We start from the raw sequence: 3,922 nt of genomic DNA, 5'->3' as shown, positions 1-3,922 counted from the left end.
TGGGAGAGTAGGACGCCGCCGAACAATTCTTCTGAGAAGGCCCTGCCCGGGTTCCCGGGCGGGGCCTTTTCGCATTTCCGGGACACGGTGGGAATCGGCCGGAGTACCGGAGGAGTCCCGCGCAGGGCCGGCTGACCAGGGGCGGCGCGCTGCCCTGCAGGATCCCCGCCGAGTGGCTGCTCTCCCGTCAATATGCCGCTAAAACCACGTGATCAGCGCACTGATCAGCGGAAAATCGCCTCTCACGCCGTAGTCTCGAAGGGGACGGGAACAGGTGTCCGGGGATGGCCGCCGGACGGGGCCGGATCAAGAATGGTGCACATGGGACGTGGCAGGCTGCGCATCTACCTCGGGGCGGCCCCCGGGGTCGGCAAGACGTGCGCCATGCTCGCGGAGGCGCACCGGCGGCGGGAGCGCGGCACGGACGTCGTGGTGGCGTTCGTGGAGGACCACGGCCGCCGGCGGACCGCGGACCTCGTCGCCGGGCTCGAGGTCGTGCTGCGGCAGCAGGTGGTGCACCGGGGCGCCAGGTTCTCCGAGATGGACCTGGACGCCGTCCTGGCCCGCCACCCGCAGGTCGCGCTGGTCGACGAACTGGCCCACACCAACGTCCCGGGCTGCCGCAACGAGAAGCGCTGGCAGGACGTCGAGGAGTTGCTGGCGGCCGGGATCGACGTGATCTCCACCGTCAACGTCCAGCACCTGGAGTCGCTGGGCGACGCCGTCATGGGCATCACCGGCGTGCGTCAGCGCGAGACCGTCCCGGACGAGGTGGTCCGCCGGGCGGACCAGATCGAGCTGGTCGACATGTCCCCGCAGGCGCTGCGGCGACGGCTGGCGCACGGCAACGTGTACGCGCCGGAGAAGATCGACGCCGCGCTCGCCAACTACTTCCGCCCGGGCAACCTGACCGCGCTGCGCGAACTGGCGCTGCTGTGGACCGCCGACCGGGTGGACGAGTACCTGCAGAAGTACCGCGCCGAGCAGGGCATCGTGGGCACCTGGCAGGCCCGCGAACGGATCGTGGTCGGCCTGACCGGCGGCCCCGAGGGGGCGACGTTGATCCGCCGGGCCGCCCGGATCGCGGCCCGCGTCTCCGGCGGTGAACTGCTCGCGGTCCACATCTCCCGCTCGGACGGCCTGGCGGGCTCGGGCTCGCCCCAGACGCTGATCGAGCAGCGCGCGCTGGTGGAGAGCCTCGGCGGCTCCTTCCACAACGTCCTGGGGGACGATCCCGCGGCCGGACTGCTGGACTTCGCCCGCGGCGTGAACGCGACCCAGATCGTGCTGGGCACGAGCCGCAGGCCCGGCTGGCAGTTCCTGTACGGGCCGGGCGTCGGCACCACGGTCACCCAGAAGGCCGGGGACATCGACGTCCACATGGTCACCCACGAGCACGCCGGGCACGGGCGGCGCGGCCCGGTGCCCGTCCGCCGGATCACCGACCTGGGCCGCACCAGGACGATCGCGGGCTGGCTGATCGGGCTGGCCGGTCCGCCGGTGCTGGCGCTCGTGCTGACCGCGGTCGGCGGGCTGGGCCTGTCCACGGACATGCTGCTGTTCCTGTCGCTGACGGTCTGCGCGGCGCTGGTCGGCGGGCTGCTGCCGTCGATCGGATCGGCGCTGGTCGGCTCCTCGGTGCTGAACTACTACTTCACCCCGCCGCTGCACACCTTCACCATCAACGAGCCGCAGAACATCATGGCGGTGGCGATATTCACCGTCGTCGGCTGCTCGGTCGCCTCCGTGGTGGACCTGGCGGCCCGCCGCACCCACCAGGCGGCCCGCGCCCAGGCCGAGGCGCAGACGATCAGCGCGCTGGCCGGCACGGTCCTGCGCGGTGCGCCGAACGGGGACGGGGTGCTGACGGCGCTGATGGAGCAGGCGCGGGAGACGTTCGGGCAGGAGAGCGCCGCGCTGCTGGAGCGCCCGGAGCGGATGGCCGCCTGGACGCCGGTCGCCACCGCCGGCCCGCACCCGCCGCAGCGGCCCGAGGAGGCCGACGTGGACGTGCCGGTCGGGGAGAGCCTGGCCCTGGTGCTGCGCGGCCGGGTGCTGCCCGGGGAGGACCGGCGGCTGCTGGGTGCCTTCGCCGCCCAGGCCGCGGTCGTGCTGGAGCGCCGCCGGCTGGCCCGGGAGGCCGCCGCGGCCCGCCGGGAGGCCGAGGGCAACCGGATCCGCACCGCCCTGCTGGCCGCCGTCTCGCACGACCTGCGCACCCCGCTGGCCGGCATCAAGGCCTCGGTGACCTCGCTGCGCTCGGCCGACGTGGAGTGGGACCCGGAGGACGAGGCCGAGCTGCTGGCCGGCATCGAGGCGGGGGCCGACCGGCTGGACCACCTGATCAACAACCTGCTGGACATGAGCCGGCTGCAGACCGGCACCGTCACCCCGCTGATCCAGGAGACCGACCTGGACGAGGTCGTGCCGTGGGCGCTGGGCGGAGTGGCCCCGGAGTCCGTCCGGCTGGAGGTCCCGGAGACCCTGCCGATGGTCCGGGCCGACGGCGGGCTGCTGGAGCGCGCGCTGGCCAACCTGGTCGAGAACGCCGTCAAGTACAGCCCGGACGGCGTCAAGGTACTGGTCAAGGCGGACGCGTTGGAGCAGCCGGGCGGGCCGGGCCGGGTCGAGCTGCGGATCGTGGACCGCGGGCCGGGGGTGCCCGAGGACGCCAAGGAGCGGATCTTCGCGCCGTTCCAGCGGTACGGGGACGCGCCGCGCGGCGCCGGCGTGGGCCTGGGACTGGCGGTGGCACGCGGCTTCGTCGAGGCGATGGACGGCACCGTCACCGCCGAGGACACCCCCGGTGGCGGTCTCACGATGGTCGTCAGCCTGCCCGCCGTCGAACGGCCGCCCGAACCGGAGGAGCCGATCGGGGACGGCGACGGCCCGCTGTCGCAGCTGATCACATGAGGCGCCGCGGCGCACCACCTGCCCTTCGCCTCCGCGGCGCACCACCCGCCCCTCGTCCCCGCGGCGCACGGTCCGTGCCCTGGTGGCGCACGGTCCGTGCCCTGGCTGGCCCGGCACCGCGGGTCGCGGCTCCGGCCGAGCCGAACAGTCCGAAAGATCCGACAGCCCTGATAGTCCGACAGCCCTGAAAGGCGGAGCCCGCACATGACCCGGGTCCTCGTCGTGGACGACGAACCGCAGATCGTCCGCGCGCTGGTGATCAACCTCAAGGCCCGCAAGTACGAGGTCGACGCGGCCCACGACGGCGCGAGCGCGCTGGAGCTGGCCGCCGCCCGCCACCCGGACGTGGTCGTCTTGGACCTGGGCCTGCCCGACATGGACGGCGTCGAGGTGATCCGCGGTCTGCGCGGCTGGACCCGGGTGCCGATCATCGTGCTGTCGGCCCGGCACGCCTCCGACGAGAAGGTCGAGGCCCTGGACGCCGGCGCCGACGACTACGTCACCAAGCCGTTCGGCATGGACGAGCTGCTCGCCCGGATGCGCGCCGCCGTGCGCCGGGCCGAGCCGGTGGCGGGCGAGGACGACTCGCTGGTCGTCACCGAGAGCTTCACCGTCGACCTCGCCGCCAAGAAGGTCAACCGGGACGGCACCGACGTACGCCTCACGCCCACCGAATGGCACCTGCTGGAGGTGCTGGTCCGCAACGCCGGCCGACTGGTCAGCCAGACCCAGCTGCTCCAGGAGGTGTGGGGCCCGGCGTACCGCACCGAGACCAACTACCTGCGGGTCTACCTCGCCCAGCTGCGCCGGAAGCTCGAGCGGGACCCCTCGCACCCGCGCCACTTCATCACCGAACCGGGCATGGGATACCGCTTCGAGGGCTGACCGCGGGCGCGCCCCGGGGCCCCGCGGGCGGGGGCCGGGGGGCCGGCAAACCGGTCCCAGCCCCCCAGAGTGGGGGGTACAACAGGGGGCCCCCCCCCGGGCGCTTTCCGCGCGGTTTAGTACC

At 73.5% G+C, this 3,922-nt stretch carries 2 protein-coding genes; both read left to right on the top strand.

The genetic code is table 11. From position 1 onward, the window contains the following. Positions 1–321: 321 nt before the first annotated feature. Complete coding sequence (locus ABT247_RS32405; protein WP_350749964.1) at positions 322–2,913, top strand: sensor histidine kinase; 2,592 nt, start codon at positions 322–324, stop codon at positions 2,911–2,913. Between the two features lie 204 nt (positions 2,914–3,117). After that, positions 3,118–3,798: a response regulator gene (locus ABT247_RS32400; RefSeq protein ID WP_350749961.1), complete on the top strand. Its 681-nt coding sequence runs from the start codon at positions 3,118–3,120 to the stop codon at positions 3,796–3,798. Positions 3,799–3,922: the final 124 nt, after the last annotated feature.

The sequence above is a fragment of the Kitasatospora sp. NPDC001539 genome (assembly GCF_040298565.1).
Classification (GTDB): Bacteria; Actinomycetota; Actinomycetes; order Streptomycetales; family Streptomycetaceae; genus Kitasatospora.
Note: the sequence above shows the minus strand (reverse complement) of the source record. Positions and strands in the feature narration are given on the sequence as shown.

Excerpts from the sequence above, each read along its gene's own strand:
- ABT247_RS32400 (WP_350749961.1), top strand. The coding sequence starts at position 3,118 with ATGACCCGGGTCCTCGTCGTGGACGACGAACCGCAGATCGTCCGCGCG.
- ABT247_RS32405 (WP_350749964.1), top strand. The coding sequence starts at position 322 with ATGGGACGTGGCAGGCTGCGCATCTACCTCGGGGCGGCCCCCGGGGTC.